This window comes from Delftia lacustris, assembly GCF_040267515.1.
Taxonomy (GTDB): domain Bacteria; phylum Pseudomonadota; class Gammaproteobacteria; order Burkholderiales; family Burkholderiaceae_C; genus Comamonas; species Comamonas tsuruhatensis.
Genome location: NZ_CP141273.1, coordinates 209,559 through 224,768 on the forward strand (window position 1 = coordinate 209,559; position 15,210 = coordinate 224,768).

The 15,210-nt window shown below is 61.7% G+C and carries 22 protein-coding genes; 10 read left to right on the top strand and 12 right to left on the bottom strand.

The features are described from left to right. Positions 1 to 295 precede the first annotated feature (295 nt). The 5 genes from U6958_RS00995 to U6958_RS01015 form a co-directional block, all read right to left on the bottom strand. Complete coding sequence (locus tag U6958_RS00995; RefSeq protein WP_047219690.1) at positions 296 to 955, bottom strand: YkgJ family cysteine cluster protein; 660 nt, start codon at positions 953 to 955, stop codon at positions 296 to 298. A gap of 7 nt (positions 956 to 962) precedes the next feature. Further along, positions 963 to 2,066, bottom strand: coding sequence for a hypothetical protein (locus U6958_RS01000; protein ID WP_052862766.1), 1,104 nt, complete (start codon positions 2,064 to 2,066; stop codon positions 963 to 965). A 372-nt stretch (positions 2,067 to 2,438) separates the two neighbouring features. Next, positions 2,439 to 2,720: a hypothetical protein gene (locus tag U6958_RS01005; protein WP_047219689.1), complete on the bottom strand. Its 282-nt coding sequence runs from the start codon at positions 2,718 to 2,720 to the stop codon at positions 2,439 to 2,441. A gap of 121 nt (positions 2,721 to 2,841) precedes the next feature. After that, positions 2,842 to 3,249, bottom strand: coding sequence for a DUF6283 family protein (locus tag U6958_RS01010; RefSeq protein WP_350337272.1), 408 nt, complete (start codon positions 3,247 to 3,249; stop codon positions 2,842 to 2,844). A 97-nt stretch (positions 3,250 to 3,346) separates the two neighbouring features. Further along, positions 3,347 to 3,610 (bottom strand): hypothetical protein, encoded by a 264-nt coding sequence (locus tag U6958_RS01015; protein ID WP_074921889.1) that lies wholly within the window; start codon positions 3,608 to 3,610, stop codon positions 3,347 to 3,349. A 225-nt stretch (positions 3,611 to 3,835) separates the two neighbouring features. Here U6958_RS01015 and U6958_RS01020 point away from each other — a divergent pair, with 225 nt between their 5' ends. The 10 genes from U6958_RS01020 to U6958_RS01065 all read left to right on the top strand — a co-directional run bounded on the left by U6958_RS01020 (position 3,836) and on the right by U6958_RS01065 (position 11,938). After that, positions 3,836 to 4,153, top strand: a complete 318-nt coding sequence (locus U6958_RS01020) for a helix-turn-helix transcriptional regulator (protein WP_047219687.1) — start codon at positions 3,836 to 3,838, stop codon at positions 4,151 to 4,153. Positions 4,154 to 4,155: 2 nt separating this feature from the next. After that, a complete protein-coding gene (locus U6958_RS01025; protein WP_047219686.1) occupies positions 4,156 to 4,545 on the top strand; it encodes a hypothetical protein in 390 nt (129 codons plus the stop codon). A 170-nt stretch (positions 4,546 to 4,715) separates the two neighbouring features. Then, positions 4,716 to 4,955 (top strand): hypothetical protein, encoded by a 240-nt coding sequence (locus U6958_RS01030; protein WP_047219685.1) that lies wholly within the window; start codon positions 4,716 to 4,718, stop codon positions 4,953 to 4,955. A gap of 10 nt (positions 4,956 to 4,965) precedes the next feature. Then, a complete protein-coding gene (locus tag U6958_RS01035) occupies positions 4,966 to 6,303 on the top strand; it encodes a type II toxin-antitoxin system HipA family toxin (protein WP_047219684.1) in 1,338 nt (445 codons plus the stop codon). Then, positions 6,296 to 7,192 (top strand): hypothetical protein, encoded by an 897-nt coding sequence (locus U6958_RS01040; protein WP_047219683.1) that lies wholly within the window; start codon positions 6,296 to 6,298, stop codon positions 7,190 to 7,192. Before U6958_RS01035 ends, U6958_RS01040 begins: the two co-directional genes overlap by 8 nt. Before the next feature lie 92 nt (positions 7,193 to 7,284). Next, positions 7,285 to 8,133, top strand: a complete 849-nt coding sequence (locus U6958_RS01045) for a protein-disulfide reductase DsbD domain-containing protein (protein ID WP_232244072.1) — start codon at positions 7,285 to 7,287, stop codon at positions 8,131 to 8,133. Positions 8,134 to 8,504: 371 nt separating this feature from the next. After that, positions 8,505 to 8,675: a hypothetical protein gene (locus tag U6958_RS01050; RefSeq protein ID WP_156180084.1), complete on the top strand. Its 171-nt coding sequence runs from the start codon at positions 8,505 to 8,507 to the stop codon at positions 8,673 to 8,675. Between the two features lie 308 nt (positions 8,676 to 8,983). Beyond that, a complete protein-coding gene (locus tag U6958_RS01055) occupies positions 8,984 to 9,733 on the top strand; it encodes a PhoH family protein (RefSeq protein WP_047219682.1) in 750 nt (249 codons plus the stop codon). Between the two features lie 134 nt (positions 9,734 to 9,867). Then, entirely contained in the window at positions 9,868 to 10,833 is a 966-nt protein-coding gene (locus tag U6958_RS01060; RefSeq protein WP_143044571.1) for a hypothetical protein, read from the top strand. 10 nt (positions 10,834 to 10,843) lie between these two features. Beyond that, a complete protein-coding gene (locus U6958_RS01065; RefSeq protein WP_047219680.1) occupies positions 10,844 to 11,938 on the top strand; it encodes a hypothetical protein in 1,095 nt (364 codons plus the stop codon). Here the strand turns inward: U6958_RS01065 and U6958_RS01070 are convergent. From U6958_RS01070 to U6958_RS01100, 7 genes are read right to left on the bottom strand one after another with little or no spacing between them, the layout of a single operon-like run. Beyond that, positions 11,933 to 12,430, bottom strand: coding sequence for a hypothetical protein (locus tag U6958_RS01070; protein ID WP_047219679.1), 498 nt, complete (start codon positions 12,428 to 12,430; stop codon positions 11,933 to 11,935). The genes U6958_RS01065 and U6958_RS01070 overlap by 6 nt on opposite strands. After that, positions 12,393 to 12,893 carry a hypothetical protein gene (locus U6958_RS01075; RefSeq protein ID WP_143044570.1) on the bottom strand — a complete coding sequence of 167 codons (501 nt, stop codon included), beginning with the start codon at positions 12,891 to 12,893 and terminating at the stop codon, positions 12,393 to 12,395. Before U6958_RS01075 ends, U6958_RS01070 begins: the two co-directional genes overlap by 38 nt. Then, on the bottom strand, positions 12,863 to 13,348 hold the full coding sequence (locus U6958_RS01080; protein ID WP_143044569.1) for a hypothetical protein: 486 nt from the start codon (positions 13,346 to 13,348) through the stop codon (positions 12,863 to 12,865). The genes U6958_RS01075 and U6958_RS01080 overlap by 31 nt, the downstream gene beginning before the upstream one ends. 1 nt (position 13,349) lies before the next feature. Further along, complete coding sequence (locus U6958_RS01085) at positions 13,350 to 13,790, bottom strand: hypothetical protein (RefSeq protein ID WP_047219627.1); 441 nt, start codon at positions 13,788 to 13,790, stop codon at positions 13,350 to 13,352. Beyond that, complete coding sequence (locus tag U6958_RS01090; RefSeq protein ID WP_047219628.1) at positions 13,787 to 14,380, bottom strand: vWA domain-containing protein; 594 nt, start codon at positions 14,378 to 14,380, stop codon at positions 13,787 to 13,789. The genes U6958_RS01085 and U6958_RS01090 overlap by 4 nt, the downstream gene beginning before the upstream one ends. Then, on the bottom strand, positions 14,377 to 14,814 hold the full coding sequence (locus U6958_RS01095; protein WP_047219629.1) for a hypothetical protein: 438 nt from the start codon (positions 14,812 to 14,814) through the stop codon (positions 14,377 to 14,379). The genes U6958_RS01090 and U6958_RS01095 overlap by 4 nt, the downstream gene beginning before the upstream one ends. Next, positions 14,814 to 15,173 (bottom strand): hypothetical protein, encoded by a 360-nt coding sequence (locus U6958_RS01100; protein WP_143044568.1) that lies wholly within the window; start codon positions 15,171 to 15,173, stop codon positions 14,814 to 14,816. The genes U6958_RS01095 and U6958_RS01100 overlap by 1 nt, the downstream gene beginning before the upstream one ends. Positions 15,174 to 15,210: the final 37 nt, after the last annotated feature.

Below are 15,210 nucleotides of genomic sequence, written 5' to 3' on the forward strand. Positions count from 1 at the left end.
AAGCGGCCCACGCAGATACCGAGCCACGCGGCGGCGCCCACCCGCACCGGTTCAGCAGCGCGCACAGCGTTTTCATCGTCAACGATTGCACCGAGCCTGCTTGACCTTCGCAATCGCTACTGCGTACGCCCGCAGTGCCTCTCGTCTGCGCTACGGCGAAGGCTTGGCGTCGGCGGGGCAGCTTCCAGCGCCAGCATCAGGAGGCGCCTGGACGGCACCAGATCGATGTGCGCTCATGCCACCCTGCCCTCTTCCCTTGCCTCTCGCTCCCCAGGGATTCTGGAACACGCATGTGTCAGCGCTCTGCGGCGCGGGGAAACCAGTCCCGTAGATCGGCCACCAAGCCACCGGCCGTCACCTTGCCGTGGTACACGGCCTTCTCGATCGACGCATCCACGTACGGCGCAGAGATCGATTCACCCGGCACTATCTGGCAGAGCAGCGCGTCGCGGTCGAAGTTTGCGTGCAGCCGGCACATCAGCGGACGGTTTCGGAAAATGCTGCATTGGTCATCCTGCAGGAACGTGCACGGCTCACCAGAATGCCGGATAGGCACTACAGGTGCGTCCTGCAGGTCGCGTGCGACGACCACAGCGCCAGCTGGCTCGGCCACCGGCTTGCGGCCGATCGCGCGCCCAATAAGCGCTGCCTCGGCATCAGACACCAGCACGTCTTGGTGGCAGCAAGCAGAGCAGCCTCGGCGGCAAGCGACTTCGGGTGCCACGGCCATGCCGAGCCGATCAGCGGCGCGGTGCAGCCACACGATGGCCTTCGCGCGCGAGGGGGCGGCGAGGGCCTCGTTGACAAGACGCAGGCGATCACCGTTTGCTGGCAGCAGGACCGCCTTGGCGCGAGCGTCCAGCGTCTCGCGCCCCGAAGGGCCGAGGACATCAGTCTCCCGCTGGCGCACGCGGGCGAGATGGGCAGCTCGATCGGCAGAGTCCCAGGTCTTCATCGCTGGCCTAGAAGCCGTACTCGCGCTCGCGCCAGCGGCGCAGCGTCTGGTAGTCGCACTCAGGCAAGTCGATCTCCCCGGCTTCGGCGGCATTGATGATGCGATGACCAGAGCCATCGTGCACCCGGTTGCCGTGCAGGAGATAGAAGAACCAGGCGAAAGGCACGCCCGTTCGGCGGTCGATCACTTGGAGCTTGTCGAGCAGCTGCTGGGACGTACCTTTTCGTGAACTGACTTCGGCGAGATGCTTTCCATACGTCCACACCGGCACGATCGACAACTCACGCAGACCACGAGGACTCGGGTCCTGCCAATCGCTGGTCTTGAGCACCCAGTGCTGGCAAAGGCGGGCGCCGGCGCGGCCCGCGCTGCTGGCCTCCCAGTCCGAGAAAAGACGCCTTGCCTTGCAGGGAAATTTGTCGTGGCCAGGATCCAGGTCTGCCAGCGACTTCACTCCCAGCGGCTGTTTGGTGTAACTGTCCCTGACATCAAAGAGGATCGTTCGGGCGCGCTCGCGCTTGCGCTCCTCAAGCTCATCTGCAAGCCTGAGAAACTTGGCGACATCGATCACACGCTTGACGACATAGCGCGGTGCCCCGAGCGCTAAACGTGCGCCAGCGGGTAGCTCATCGCCGCAGGCTTCCTCGACCAGGTCTTGCAACGTGCGCGGGGCAGACCAGCGCCGGAGCAACTCGCAGTCCAGAGTCTCCTGCTGCAGCTCGATCTCGATCTGCACGAAGTTATCCTGGGCTCCGCCTCGATCGACCACCAGATAGATCTCCGTCAACTCCGTCTTGGTCAGCCGCAGCTGTAGCTGGCTGAGGCGCTCGTAGGTCTGCAGAGCGCGCGCGCCATCGGCCAGATACTCGCTGGTCAGCCAGGCAGCATGGTCCGTCGATATCAGGCACCCATCCGCGCTGGCAACACCGCGTCGAGTCAGCCATCCGCCTTCGCGGCTCGTCGCCCACGCCACGGAAGCGCAGCCCGAGACACCGCGAACAGCCGCCAGGAGCGTCTCGTGCCTGTCCTTGTCCCGGGAAGAAGTCAATGGCTGCGCGACGGCGGCTACAGCTTCAGCCAGGCCAGGGATTTCTATCGTGTACTCATGCATTCGTAGTCCTGTCACGTTGGCAAAGCAAGAAGATGCATTCTCTCCGCCGCCTGCTTGACGCGGCGTGTGCACGGCCGCACCAGGTCGCCCGCACTCTGTCCCGCGATGAGCGGCTAGACGCCCGCCAGGGGCGCGGCATCTACTAGCGGCAGGTTTCCTTGACTGCTGGACGGGTGCGTTCGTCCAGCCTACGCCCCTCAAATGCTATACAGGCAAGCGCCAAACAGCCAATGAACAATGCAGCAAGTGCTGGCCAAGCCGCTTCCCCCGTGAAAAGCGAGCTCGGCGAGACTTTGGTCGCTGCGAGGAAGCCGACCAGGACGCATCCAAGACTTGAAATGAAGATGAGCAGATATGCGCGCACGTTGCCTCCTACTGGCTGGCTGACCTGCCCAGCTGGCCGTCTTCAATACCCTCGGCCACACGCTCAAGCGCCAGCCACTCCCCATAAGCGACTGCGCGATCAATCAGTGCCTCGGTGCTTTCGTCAGCGCCAGGCGGGAGGAGCTGGGCAGTACCGGTGCGCCGGTCGAAGCCCTGTTCTTCCTCCACGCGGGTAGCCCTGGCCCTGATGTCGTCTATGACTGCAGATTTCGTAAAACGTCCCATTAGGTCTCTCTCCTTCGCTTCGTCGTCGCGCAGATTGATCGGCATTGCTTGCTGATCCTGGCCGCGCAACTCATCAGGTGTGGGTTAAAAGAAGCGCCTGTGGCACGCACAGCTCGCGGATGTTCAGCCGAGACGTGTCAAGGCAGCGCCAGCCGCCATCAGGCGATTAGCTCTCGGTCTGTTCAAGCTTGCGCAGAACATCCCCATAGTTGTCATGCAGTTCCGGCCAATCGAGCGCTGGCCGAAGCGCCTCGCCGTCCAATCGCCCGCTCATGACCGCGAGGCGCACGTTGGGGTGGCGCGAACCGACCGTGGCCAGCCACCCGGCACAAGCCAGTTCCTCCCCTTCCTTGGACTGGTGGCACGCGAACAGAGGGGCTCCAAAGCTCGGGCCGAATCCGCGTGCATCGGGACTGGTGGCAACAAGCCCGCGCGCTTTCTCCAGTGAAAAGCCGGGAATGTCGGCAGCGCCTTTGTCACATCGCCATGGGCAACCCGGGCACGGGCGGCTAAGCAATCGCAACCCCTCGTTACCCCTCTCCTCGTTCCGACTATCGCAGGACTCAGCCATCATCTCCCCCTTCGGTTCGCTTGCACCACCTCGCCCACGCCCCCGAGTACACCGTCGAAAGCATGGATGCCAGCGCCAGCCAGACAAACAAGCAGGCGTATCACGCGATCGAGGAAATAGAGCTCGGCTTGGCCAGCACACTCCGTGCACGGTCTGCCATCACCTGGGCATCGAAATCGCCATCATGGCCGATGGCCCAGGCAGGGGGTTGCTTGCGGACGCCGTCTTTCGTGAAGAGCTCGACGTAAGCCGTCGTGGCCTCCAGGGCATCGCGCTGCTCCTCCAAGCGGGAGGCGAGTTGATCGCGCTCCCACACAAGCTCTTCTACGAGGGCGGCGTAGTCACTGTTCGAGAGCTGGGACATGCTTTCCTTCTCCATATGGGCAAACCTAGTAGATGACCATGCAGCTCGTCCGAGCGACCGCGCTGCAACCATGCAACGAATTGTCTACAGCCGTACCTTGGTGTCAAGGAAAATATGATAGTTAACTATTGTTTTTTCTTAAAACGACAGTTTTATAACCATCTACTTTCTGCAGCCAGTGTGATATAAAAGTATTGTTTTCAACAAAGATGCTAGTTTCATATCATGCGATCACTACAGGAATTCGCTGCGACGATGAGGGAGGCGAAGAAGGCTCGCCGACTGACCGTCAACGAACTGGCGACCCGGACGGGGCTGTCCGCCCAGTCCGTGCGGCACGTGCTTGAAGGCGCTACAGCACCGAGGCTTACAAACGCCATGGCGCTGGCGCAGGAGCTGGGTTTCGAGCTCATGCTGGTGCCCAGCGAAGCTGCACAGTCGCTCGTCCAGCGCCAGCACGCAGGGCGCACCGTGGTGTCGGATGTGGAACGACTCATAGCCGGGAACGCCCCAGGCCCCAATCCCAAAGGAAGAGGAAATTGACCATGAGCAGCACCGCACACATCGAATGGGTCCGCGACAATCGCGGCCTTGAAGCAGCATTCAAGGAAGCCTGCAGCGCAGTTCGCAAGCGAGAGGCCGAGGTGAACGACTGGTGGGAGTCGCGGTTTTTCGAGCGGCGGGTGCTGGAGAACGGCAGCAAGAAGCTGTGGCCCACGACCGCAGGCCACGTGAGCCGTGCATACGATCTGCAAGACTGCGATGAGGACGTGCCCGAGTTCTTTTACTGCGACGAAGACGGCCAGCTCTACCCCGTGACGGTCGGCCAGCAAAGCCGCTGCAACACTGAAGACGTGTCGCCTTTCGTGTACGCGGCTTCGGACATCGTGGCGAACGGCAAGGTGGTCGGCCAGGTCATCTACACGGACCACTAGGTCTTGGCCGCCGACTATGCGCACGCAGCCCGCGTGCCGGTAGGGCCGCTTGGTCATCAGATGGCCACGTTGGGACTTTGCCGCCACTGGGGAGAGGCGCGGGCCTTGATGGCAGTGGATGGCACGAATCCCGGAGGGAACTTGCACGGAAAACTAAAAGGAATGGTCGAATGAACACCAAGGTCTGGAACCTGATGTACGTCGTGGGTAACCCTGCGATGTTCACGCGAGTGACAGCGAGCGCCGACAACCCCATGAAGCGCGCGGAGGCTCTTGCCGGTGCAGAAGTAGTGGCCCGCAATGGCTGGCGCGCATGGGTGGAGCACCACGCGACTGGTAAGAGGATTTTCGAGAGCGAGCAGGAGCAAGCGCACCGCGCGGCCCTGAGTGCTACCGAGAGCGTGACCTGACGGGGAGACCATGCAGTACCGAGCCCTTGACGTATTTATCGGCACCTCCAAGCGCCGGGTCGGCCTCCTCTACCAGTACGGCACTGGCCCTTCGGCGATCACGCGCCTTGTGCCGGACCTCAAGTATTGGATGGACGACACAGCCCCCATCCTCGCGGCCAATGCTTGGGTGGCAGACAGCACCGTGCGCGTGGCCTTCCTCGCTGAGCACGCCGTCCAGCCCTTCTTCAACGGGGACGGGGAAATGCTCCCCAACTGGTTCCAGAACCTCCTGCCAGAAGGCCCCCTGCGCCGGCACCTGGAGGAAATCGGCAATCTCGGCAAGGGTGACCACTTCGGCCTGCTCAGCCTGTGCGGCACGGATCTGCCTGGCGCGGTCTATGTGGAGCCCGCGCCTCTTGACCGCGCCAGCGTGTCGAGTGTTGTCACCCAGGACAACGACGCTCTTGAGATGTCCGTAGTGCCCGTGCCGGTACCCGAAGCCACGTCGCTATCCGGCGTTCAGCCCAAGCTATCCCTGATCCAGTCCGGTGGACGCTACGTGGCCAGGACAAAAGACGCCAGGGGCGTGCACATCATTGCGAAGCTACCCACCGTTGAGTACCCGCTACTGCCCCAGGTGGAAGAGCTGTCGATGCGCCTCGCTGCAGCGGCGGGCGTGCAGGTGTGCGAGGTCTCGCTGCAGCCCCTTGAGCACATCGATGCTGACCAGCCTTTTACTCTGGGCGAGGGCAAGCAATTTCTCGCCGTCCGCCGCTTCGATCGCGCGGGCCGCAAGCACGTCCATTGCGAGGATTTCGCGCAGATCCTCGGCGTGCCACCCGACCAGAAATACACCCACCCCTATGCTTCCTACGCGACCATGCTCTCACTGCTGGCAAACACCGAGGCGCTGGGGCTGGAAGCCGCGCACGAGCTGCTGCGCCGGATCGTCGTCAACGATTTGTTGGGCAACTTTGACGGCCACCTGAAGAACTTCGGTCTCCTGTACTTGGATGGCCGCACGCCAACACTGTCACCGGCATACGACGTGGTGGCCTACGCAGCGTACCTCACGGGGCGCGGCCATGCGCTTGCCTTCTCCCCGGGGGGCCTAAAGCATGCTCGCGTGTCGCCCGCAGTTATCCGCCAGCTCTGCAACGCTGTGCCGATGCTCTCGGAGCCCAAGCTACATTCGATCGTCAAGGCCACGGTGCGCCGTGCGCATGAGGCCTGGCCAGCCATGATCGAGGCCTCTGCCCTTCTCCCAGAGCAGAAGGTGAGGCTGCTCCAGCACTTTCGAAATACTCCCATGATCGCCTCCCTCGACAGACGCGCGGCCAAAGCCAAGGCGGCAGCCCATGACTGAGACCTCTACTCAGACCTCGGCCACGGCCACGCCGGTGAAGGTGCATATCGACCCAAGCTGGAGGCCGATCTTGGAAGAGATATGCCTGCTCAAAGATGCGCTGGACCATGCTTTTCGATGGCATGGCGAAGGCGGGAATGAAGCATGGATTGATGACGCACTTCGGCCGCACGGTTTAGACCTGCAGGACTTTGCCGAGGGTTCAAAGGAAGACGGGCCCACCTTTCCCGACAGCTTCGTGGCAATGCTTCTCGGTGGCAGGTTCTGTCGCCGCGAACTTCAGTCGACCATCCAGTTGAGTGAGATCCCGCCATGGGCCGTTTTGGGCTGGGTGCGCAAGGACCTCTACAAGGAAACGCCATCCCTTCCCCGCGAAGACTTGGAGCTCAGGGCCCTCGCCGCCAACCAATGGGACGGTACCGAGTCGTCCGTTGACGTCTGGACTGGGCTACCGCTGTACCTAGCGGGGGAAGGCAAGAACCGTACACAGCTCCAGCGGCTGGCAGGAGTGGATCGGCTGGCGCGGGTGGTCGAACACCCTTTCCCGGAAATACCGGGTTTCACCGCCTCTCCAGTGCCGTTCTTTCCCTGGGCAGTCGCCATCCAAAGCGATAACCGCCCTATTCAGGTCCTGCCGTTTCGCGAAATCACGGAGAAGCTTGTTCTCAAGCTGGGCTTGAAGTGGGATCCGAAACCCTCATGGCGCGCGCTGACAGCACTGATGCAGCGGGGAGACCGCCCCCTGCGATTCCTGAGATGGGCTGCCCATGGCTGGCAAACACGCCCCGGGCACGCATTGAGGCTGCGCCTTATTGCGGGGGATCGTAACAATGGTGGTACTCGACTTGCCGATGCGGTCCTTGGCGAGTTTCAAACCCCTTCGCCATGACCTGTTTCCCATTCCACAGAGCACCCATACAGACCATGCTTCGAAGTTTCGTCAGTGCAGCCGCGCTCTTGCCTGCCATCGCCCTACTCCCCATGCAAGCCGCAGCCCAGTTCAATCTGCAAAAGCAGGATGCATCCAGGCCAAGCAACCAGGTCGTCACTCCGCACGTACGCGCGGAACTGGTGGCGCATGCACCTGAAGGGATCGCCGTGGGCAAGCCTCTATGGCTCGGGCTCACCTTTGCGCACCAGCCAGAGTGGCACACCTACTGGACCAACCCAGGCGACGCGGGCCTCCCGACCGAGCTGGCGTGGAGATTGCCTCAGGGCATGGAAGCGGGCGCCATCGCATGGCCTCTGCCCCGCAGGTTCCCGCTTGGAAAGCTGGTCAACTACGGATATGACGGCTTCGTACTCCTTCCCGTTCCCGTGTCCATCTCCTCGTCATTCAGCCCTGGCCAGGCCGCTGAGGTGGACGTCAAGCTGCATGCCACCTGGCTGATGTGTCGCAAGGAGTGCATCCCCGAGGAGGGCGATTTCGTCCTGAAGCTCCCCGTGCGCGCTCCAACGGTCGCTCATGCAGAGGCCTTCGCGGCAGCGGCGAAGGCCATGCCTCAGCCACTTCCCAACAGCGCAGGCAGTATGGCGCGGGTGAACGGCGCCCACCTGGAGGTCGAGGTCGCTGGACTTCCAACGGAGCTTCGCGGAAAGGATTTAGAGGTCTTCTCGGAAGTCCCTGGCGTGGTCGAGACAGCCGCTCTCAGCTCCCAGCGATGGCAAGGCAAGGTATGGACTGCCCGCCTCCCGTTGGCCGCGCAGCGCAGCGCCAGCCCCAGCCGGATGCCTTTCGTACTCGCCCATGGCGGCAAAGGATGGCGAGCGGATCTGGGAATGCAGGGCGGATGGGCCAGCTCTGCAGCGCAGGGCACTTCCCGGCCCTGAGCGACCACACAGGGCGGAGTTGCTGGACAAAGCAACTGGGCAGGGCCTATCTCACATCAAAAGCGAGCAGGTAGGGTGTGCGGCCGACCAACTGCCGTCTGGTCAACTGCAGACCCTTCAGCTTTCGCGTGAGGTGACATCACCCAGGGCCGCTATGACGCGTCCCCCGGCTTGGTAGCCCTGCGCTCGATTGAGGCTGTGAAGGCTTTGATGCTCGGTGGTGGATCCATCACTCGAAAAATTTTTGACCCCGAAAACTGCCAATGCACGCGGCCACTTTTCCACTACGGAAGCGGGGGGCGAGCCGAAACGGCACGTGCCAGAACGCTACACATATTTACGGGACTGTTCCTGTGCATATGGAGATACGTATGAAAGCTTTTCTGGCCCACCTGGTACGCGCCGCAATGTTTGTTGTGCGGGCTTTACTTCACTGCGCCTGGTTTGCGATGCGGCCTGCGCTCGCGATGCTGTGCTATCTGCTTGCGCAGTACCTCGCCGCGTTCGTGGCGTTCTGCGCGATTACTCTGATGCTCCGCTGACAATGCTGCTAGGCCAATGCCCCAGCTCCTGTCGGAGGTCAAGGCTGGGTTCGGAGCGCATGGATGCTCGTTCGATGGGACATTCCGCGCAGCGCCAGCCTGACCAAGCTCTGAATTGAATCAATTAATTGCAAACATGTGCAATGCAGAATTGCACTAAAATATAGTTGCTTTAGGCTGTGTCGAAGCCTGCTGCCTACCTTTGCAAACCCGAAGGGACGACATTTCACCCATCAAAAAGCATCCGATCTCCCACTCGCGGAGTTCCGGCAGGTAGGCACCGGGCAGATCCGCCAGTCAGGATATCCATGCAACACGTTCACACCCCTGCAGATGCCGTCTCCAAGCTCAAGAAGGCGGCAAAGCTTCGCGTACGAGCCGCCCCCGGTACTCTGCATGCATACGCCCTGGACGAGGTCGCCAAGGAAGCGGGATACAGGCACTGGAAGCATGTGACGGCCTGCGCCATGAACAGCGGGAGTTCAACGCTCGCCGTGGCCACCGCACGCACGTGCACTTCGGATCGGTTTTCCATGCAGCAGCAAGACTTCACTATCGTCTGCGGCCCATCAGGTTCCGGCAAGACGCTCATGGCCTACGACTACGCACTGAACGCAGTGCGAGAAGGCCGCACGGTGAGGGTCGCCGATGTCGGCGGCTCCTACGCGAAGTTGGCCGAAGTGGTTGGCGGCACAATGCTCCGTGTCAACTCCATCGGTTCCAATTCCCAGGCCTTCGGTGATGTGCCGCTGACCGTCGTCGATTTCGAAGGTGCTAAGGCAGCTGGCGCTGGCGCCCTTGACGCTGGGAGCTTCCCATTCGTGACAAACGCTGACGCAGGCGAGGTCTGGATCATTGACGAAACCGAGACCATTCCGTTCAGTCAAAAGGAACTGCGGCTCATCCTGGAGCGGCACTTGGCTGCTGGCGGTTCAGTGCTTGTGACGATGCAGCAGTCGCCCGAATCTGCGCTTGCCCAGGCACTTGCAGAGATTCCGACCCGCGCGAATGTGCGCCGCGCGATGGTGACGCTCTCGCGCTTCCGACCGATGCGGTGACCAATAAGACCGTCCATACTCTGACCGGGTAGCATCACGTCCTAAACGACACAGGGAGCTACGTGGACAGGACCGGCATCGATACAGTGAGAGAGGTAGCCCCCTCCCCGGGCAAGCACGAGCTCGCCGCGAGTATGTGGGACTACCTTGCAGGGATCGACAGCTGCGTTATCGCACCAGTGCCGGATTCAACGGGCTCGATACGGGGCGATCGGCTGCACATCCAGTGGTGGATTGATCCATCGGGCAAGTACTTCGCCGTACAAGCACTCGACACAATGGACGCAAGTCATTGGGAGGTGTTCCATGTGCCTGTGGCTGAGGACAAGTGCGTCGCAGGCTGCCGTTTGAACTGGGAGGCGGCTGCGGGTCGGTCGCTGCTTCCTTCCCTTTGGGAGAAGGTCTTCAACCCTGTGCTCGGAGCGCCTCTGGATAGTGCGCGAATCCCCACGTTCACGGACCTGCTCGCAGCTGGATGCTCCCAGAGCGGAGTCACTGCAGTCCTGGACAACCGCAGTGCCATTGCCCACCTGCAAAGCGAAGTGGAGTACTGGACACATCTTTCCAAGACGCTGTCCAAGCTCCCCCAGCGCCAGCGCCGGATCCATCACCAAAGCCAGCCCAGCACCGCAGTCTCCGTGCCTGAAGCACCGCCAATTGGACCCGAATTGACGCTTGCTGACATCGACGCTTGGGCTGCGGCAAACATGGACCGGATCACCATACTGCCGCGCGCCATCAGCGCCACGAAGCGCAGCCCCTACGAAAACGCCGCGTTTCTCTACGATTGCCTGGAGTTGCTGGCGACCGAGTACACCCAGGTCAAGACTGGCGCGGCCGACCGCTTCGCGTTCAAGGAGAAGGCCGATGCGATGGGGCTGGAATATGGTGGCTCGGTCGATCCGACAAGAGCAGGGGAGCGCGGAGACCAATACTTCATTCGATGGAGGGGTCGCCGACGATTCCTCGACCAGCACATCACAAAGGGGAGCGCGCGAGACCCCCGCTTCTGCCTACGGATCTATTTCACGTTCGACGAAGATGAGCAGAAGGTCGTAGTCGGCTCCATGCCGGCCCATCTCGATACATCCAGCTCCTGAGGAGGCACCCTTGGCCGGAAAGAAGCTCACAAGCGACCAGAAGCGTGCTCTGCGCAAGCGCGAGGAAGAGAAGCGCAACCGCCAGCGCCAGCATGAGAGAAATCGCCGCCTGAACAGCATGGATGACCTGATGGTGACGGTAAGGCTGGCTGCGATGGGCGAGGTTGCTCCGGAGGAGGTTGAGGCGTCTTTGCTCAAGCTTTGTCAAGCCAAGTCGATCACGGCGAGCCTGAAGGAAACGCGCTTCAAGTCTCGCGCCTGGGATCTGCTCCGGGAAACCACTTCGCGCATGGTGTCGATGACACGTGGCCACGTTGAGTTGATGGAGCGGGACATGGCCTTGCTGGGGCGTTTGTACATGATCGATCAGGAAGACCAGTGGTATGACGCCTGCTTCTTTCCCATCGAGACGGCCGTCGCATCGGGTTGGGATCTGGCTGAGGTCTTTTCGAGCACCGCTCAGGAGATGGACCCTGCGCCTCGCGAGGGGGCATACTTTTTTGGACTACCGCTCCTTTCCAGTGCCGTCCATATTGCGATTGCTGGCTCAACCGACCCCAGCGTGCCTGAAGAGGTCTACGTGGTCACCGAGAAAGGCTGGAATGCAATCAACAACGCCGTCTGGCGCCGCGAGCTCATGCCAATCTTCATTCGGGGTATGGCGGCTCGGACAATTCTGAGCGAGCTCGATGACATCTCCTATGCCACCGAGGTACTCCTGCAGCGCCAGCCCCATGCTGATGACGAGGCTGCGGACAGCAGGCAAGGCGTCCCGGTCTTGGATCGTGAATCACGGGCAGTCGTTCGTTGCCTCGGTAGCAATCTCGTGGACGAAATGGACGCTTTCATCCAGGCCTCCGAAGGCATGAAGACGGCTGGGCAATTTGCTGCCTACAGAGATGGGCTGGCTGCAGGCTTGCAGGAGGCAGCGGCCGAAGGGACACAGCTCAAGGCGCAGATAGAGCAGCTGAGGCGTGAGATCAACGTTCTCCGCGAGCGCACTCCAAGTGCCGCGTGTCCACCTGCCAACGACTCAGCCGCGACCATGCACGTCGGAGGCCAGGATGTCTCCCTGGCGCACCGCATGGCGCCCCTCTTCTCATAGCGGCGCCGAGATCGCCGAGGAATGGCCCGCCAGCGCGGTGGTCGTGACCCAGCAACCGCCTGTAGCCAGCCCGTTGCGCGAGTGCCAGCCAGAACGTGCCAAGTGCCCCGCTAGGCGCGCGTTTGAGACGTTTTCGACCTCGATAAGGTCGATGTCCTGCCGGGGCTCGCAAAGCTCCGCGATCAAGGCCTTGAAGAAGCCCAAGCCCTGCCAGTGCACGTCCAGAGAGATGTCGGCAATCACAACGACGCGGCGCGCGCGGTCCAGATGCTCTGCGGGAACGGCCGAGGCGGCATAACGCGCGCCTGCCGACCGCCCACTGAGGCACCGGTAGTAGATGTGCACGCCGTGCGCCATATAGCGCCTGGACACCATCGGCAGGTAAGCTCGCAGCTGCGCGTCGGCAAGGCCCTGTTGGAGGGCCAAGACAACGTCTTGCAGCGCCAGCGCCAGCCTATCGGGCAGGTGGACCATCTGCATCTGCATCTGCATCTGTGGCGGTCCGTGAGATAGCATGAGAAAGCGGGATGAGGTGCTCCTTGCCCGCTGCTTCCCTCTGAAAGTCATGCCAGGATTGCTTCGCCAAAATAGGCCTATGGCCGTAGCTGCGTACGCGGCTCACCATCTCCAACATGGTCTTGGGCTTTTCGCGAGATAGTGGCCCCTTCGCATAGAGATAGGTCCCTTCGGCGCGGATCTTGTCTTGCCGCGAAGCCTCCTCGCGCCAGCGCTGAATGCTGCGCACGGCCTCATCATGTCGCGCCAGTGCCGAGTTGAATTTCGCCAGTGCCAAGGCATCGGCAAAGGCTGTCTTGGTAGAAGTCCGCCGCTCGATCAGCATCTCGCAAACCAACAGAAAGCTCTCGGCGGACGCTACCCTGCACGCATCCTCGATATCTACCTCAGCTGCGCAGAAGGCGGACATCACCACCAGCGCGGGGAACAGGTCCTGCACATCGTCTGGAGATTTCGGGTTGTCGGAGTCTTCGATGAATTTCGATAGCCCCCCAGGGTCAGGTTCGAGTAGGGTTGCAGCGAGGGGCAAAGCGCCTTGATCTCTCCACCAAGCCGCTGCAGCCACACCGGATCTTCTCCGACATGTTCCCCTATATAGGCATCAAGATAGCCGTCAAGCGCCTCGGGCACAGCATGCGCATGGGCGACGAGCGCAAGCTCGTCCGGCGTGCGCGCTGCTGCGCGTGAACGCGCTTCTTGAAGCTTCGTCCGCAAGGTCTCCTTGGCTACGTTGCGCAAGGCCGCCAGCGCATGGGACCACGGCGATAGCAGCGGAGTATCGCCTCGTTCAATCAGGCGATATATGGTGGACTGATTCACGCCAAGGGCGGCAGCCCACGCCACAGGCTTGATGGCCCGCGCATCCAGCAGGGCTTGCAGCTCGTTCCCGGTCACCTCACCAGCCCTCTCGGGTCAGCAGTGCAAAGGCCACATGCTTGGCCCACCAGTCCAGCCAGGACGGCAGCGCGGCTTCTGGAACGCCATAGCGCAGCGCGGCCCAGGCGGGCGGAGGTGCTTCGCCCACATCAGGCAATTGCGCCTGCGCATTGGCCGTGATCCAACGCCACAGCCCAGCGCTGGCCTTGGCCTTGAGACACACCGCCAGCACGGCCACGGGCACGCCTTCATCCAGCAACTGGAAAGTGGCGGCATTGGCCTTGATTTCCCCAGTCACGCTATAGCCGCTGCGGCGGCTGTCGGCCCAGCCCTTGCCGGTGTTGAGCACGGGCAAGAGCGTGCGATCGATGATGCCGGCCTGCTCGCAGGCATCGCAGTCTTCATGCGTCACGCGCTCCCGAATGCCGTCATTGAGCACTGTGTAGACGACGTAGCTCATGCCGATCTCCCGATAAGTCGCTGCACCGTGTGTGCCAGTGCTGGCTGTCCAGCTCGCGCTATGTCGCTGCCTTCATACCTGCCATGGCCTGCCTGGGCTAGCGAGCGCAAGAATCGCATCGCTGCTGCGTTGCTGTCCGGGCCGATGTACAGCACATCAATGACGCCTGGAAACGCTTTGGCGGCTGCCAGCGCTGCCACTTCGTCGTCGGGCTCCCCATCGCTGATGACGAGGATGCGCCCAGGATTGCGCTCACGCGCGGCGTTTAGAGCCAGATGCAGTGCAGTGCTCCCGCTGGCTGGTGGTAGCGAGGACGCATTCGGCACGGGTGTGACATCTTCGGCGAATGCCAGGACTTCGTGGCCTGCTGCTGTGGCAGCAATCGCTTCGCCCAACAGGGAATGCTTGCTGCGGCCACCCCAGGCAAGGCTGTCCATCGAGCCGGAAACGTCCGCAAGCACGACGGTTTGCCCGCTGGCCAGGCGCGTCATGCGGTCGTGAGCCTTTGCCACGGTGCCTGTGTGCTGAGGCAACGAGGCTTTGGCTTTGCCAATGAGGCTCTGCAGGGGGTTTACGAGTTGACGTGTCATGTTGTGATAAATGTGTCGAGTGGGACGACAGCAGTGAGGCCCGCGCAAAATTCAATGAGTTGGGGCCGCACATCGCGCAACGCCGCCACGGTCGATATTTCGGCTGTCGCCGTGTTGTAGTCCACGATGTGGTGCCGCGAAAAGCGATAGCGGCCCATGTTGATGTAAACGCGCCGACTGCCACGCGAATAGACATGCGAAATGCTGATTTCATCGGGTGCACGGCCCACCAGCTCTGCAGCCTGCAAGATCAATGCGCGATCCCGGTTTCTGGCAATCTCGGCCAGATCGCGGGCCTTCGCAGATTCATCGCGCATCATGTCAAGCATGGCATTTGTGACTGAAACGCTGCGCGCCAAGGCTTCTACACAGCAGCCACGGGCCAACTCTATGAGCTGGTCATCTGTGAGGCCGGAGAAATCAAGGCCTTCCATCAATCGTCCCTCGCGCTTTTCAGTTCATCCACTGTCTTTCCCATGGCTGTTGCATAGACATGCCACGCCGTCTCATAGCGCGTCAGAAGTGCATCGGCCACGGCATGCCGCTGCTTTTGTGTCACCCGCGAATGGCGACTTGGAGGATTGAGCATCGTGTGGATGATGCTGCTAATTTTCGGGTCGCCCAGGGTGTCAGCGAGCACCAGAAGTTCACCAGCGAGCCACCAGCCCCCTGATTTCTCCAAGCCTGCAGCCACCGCTGTGCGGTCAGCTTGGCCCTCGGGGTAGAGGCCTTCGTAGCGATGAATGATGCGGCTCACCCAGCCGGATGACGCTTTGTCTTGTGCGCGAATCATGATGCCCTTTGCGTGCAAATCGGCTGCCTGTGCGGCA

Excerpts from the sequence above, each read along its gene's own strand:
- U6958_RS00995 (WP_047219690.1), bottom strand. The coding sequence starts at position 955 with ATGAAGACCTGGGACTCTGCCGATCGAGCTGCCCATCTCGCCCGCGTG.
- U6958_RS01000 (WP_052862766.1), bottom strand. The coding sequence starts at position 2,066 with ATGCATGAGTACACGATAGAAATCCCTGGCCTGGCTGAAGCTGTAGCC.
- U6958_RS01005 (WP_047219689.1), bottom strand. The coding sequence starts at position 2,720 with ATGCCGATCAATCTGCGCGACGACGAAGCGAAGGAGAGAGACCTAATG.
- U6958_RS01010 (WP_350337272.1), bottom strand. The coding sequence starts at position 3,249 with ATGATGGCTGAGTCCTGCGATAGTCGGAACGAGGAGAGGGGTAACGAG.
- U6958_RS01015 (WP_074921889.1), bottom strand. The coding sequence starts at position 3,610 with ATGTCCCAGCTCTCGAACAGTGACTACGCCGCCCTCGTAGAAGAGCTT.
- U6958_RS01020 (WP_047219687.1), top strand. The coding sequence starts at position 3,836 with ATGCGATCACTACAGGAATTCGCTGCGACGATGAGGGAGGCGAAGAAG.
- U6958_RS01025 (WP_047219686.1), top strand. The coding sequence starts at position 4,156 with ATGAGCAGCACCGCACACATCGAATGGGTCCGCGACAATCGCGGCCTT.
- U6958_RS01030 (WP_047219685.1), top strand. The coding sequence starts at position 4,716 with ATGAACACCAAGGTCTGGAACCTGATGTACGTCGTGGGTAACCCTGCG.
- U6958_RS01035 (WP_047219684.1), top strand. The coding sequence starts at position 4,966 with ATGCAGTACCGAGCCCTTGACGTATTTATCGGCACCTCCAAGCGCCGG.
- U6958_RS01040 (WP_047219683.1), top strand. The coding sequence starts at position 6,296 with ATGACTGAGACCTCTACTCAGACCTCGGCCACGGCCACGCCGGTGAAG.
- U6958_RS01045 (WP_232244072.1), top strand. The coding sequence starts at position 7,285 with ATGCAAGCCGCAGCCCAGTTCAATCTGCAAAAGCAGGATGCATCCAGG.
- U6958_RS01050 (WP_156180084.1), top strand. The coding sequence starts at position 8,505 with ATGAAAGCTTTTCTGGCCCACCTGGTACGCGCCGCAATGTTTGTTGTG.
- U6958_RS01055 (WP_047219682.1), top strand. The coding sequence starts at position 8,984 with ATGCAACACGTTCACACCCCTGCAGATGCCGTCTCCAAGCTCAAGAAG.
- U6958_RS01060 (WP_143044571.1), top strand. The coding sequence starts at position 9,868 with ATGTGGGACTACCTTGCAGGGATCGACAGCTGCGTTATCGCACCAGTG.
- U6958_RS01070 (WP_047219679.1), bottom strand. The coding sequence starts at position 12,430 with ATGCAGATGCAGATGCAGATGGTCCACCTGCCCGATAGGCTGGCGCTG.
- U6958_RS01085 (WP_047219627.1), bottom strand. The coding sequence starts at position 13,790 with ATGAGCTACGTCGTCTACACAGTGCTCAATGACGGCATTCGGGAGCGC.
- U6958_RS01090 (WP_047219628.1), bottom strand. The coding sequence starts at position 14,380 with ATGACACGTCAACTCGTAAACCCCCTGCAGAGCCTCATTGGCAAAGCC.
- U6958_RS01095 (WP_047219629.1), bottom strand. The coding sequence starts at position 14,814 with ATGGAAGGCCTTGATTTCTCCGGCCTCACAGATGACCAGCTCATAGAG.
- U6958_RS01100 (WP_143044568.1), bottom strand. The coding sequence starts at position 15,173 with ATGATTCGCGCACAAGACAAAGCGTCATCCGGCTGGGTGAGCCGCATC.